The organism is Streptomyces sp. AC627_RSS907 (assembly GCF_019049165.1).
Genome location: NZ_JAGMUE010001510.1, coordinates 1 through 636 on the forward strand (window position 1 = coordinate 1; position 636 = coordinate 636).

Genomic DNA, 636 nt, shown 5'->3' on the forward strand with positions numbered 1-636 from the left:
GTGTTCGGCTGGTGGTGGAACCCCGTCAAGTCCGAGGCCACGGTCATGGAATGGACCTCGGGCGCCGCGTTCAACACGACGGGCCCGGTGCCTGTCGCCCTCACCCTCTTCTCCGTCTTCGGCGGGGTGGCGATCGGCATGGTGCTGCGGCGCACGCTGACGGCCATGGTGGTCACCTTCGGTTTCACCGTCGTCCTCCAGCTTGTCTGGAGTGACTTCCTGCTGTCGCTCGGCAACGTCGTCACGGTTACGACGAACAAGGGTGTCACAGGCGAGAACACGTTCCCGTCGCTGCCCTACAGCGCCCACGAAATCGATCAGTCGTATGTCACTGGCAGCGGGGATCTGCTGGGCTGGAGCACCTGTAGGCATGCGGAGACCGACGCGGCACAGCAGGCGTGCCTGGACAAGGCCGATGTCGTGGGCTGGTCGGTGCAGTACCTCCCGATGTCGCAGATGAACGCCATGCAATGGTTCGGGGCGTCGATCCTGTTCGCCCTCACCGCCGGTGTCGTGGCGTTCATCTTCTTCTGGGGTCGTAAGCGGCTCTTCTGAGTTCGTACGCCCCGCACCCCTTAGCGAAGGGGCGCCTCCTTCCCTCTCTGTTTCCTCGTCCCGTCCGCCGGGCTGTTTCGC

At 64.5% G+C, this 636-nt stretch carries 1 pseudogene; it reads left to right on the forward strand.

Features of this window, described 5'->3' with window-relative positions:
- A pseudogene (locus KUM32_RS42730) lies at nt 1-555 on the forward strand (ABC transporter); the annotation flags it as partial.
- Nucleotides 556-636 lie beyond the last annotated feature (81 nt).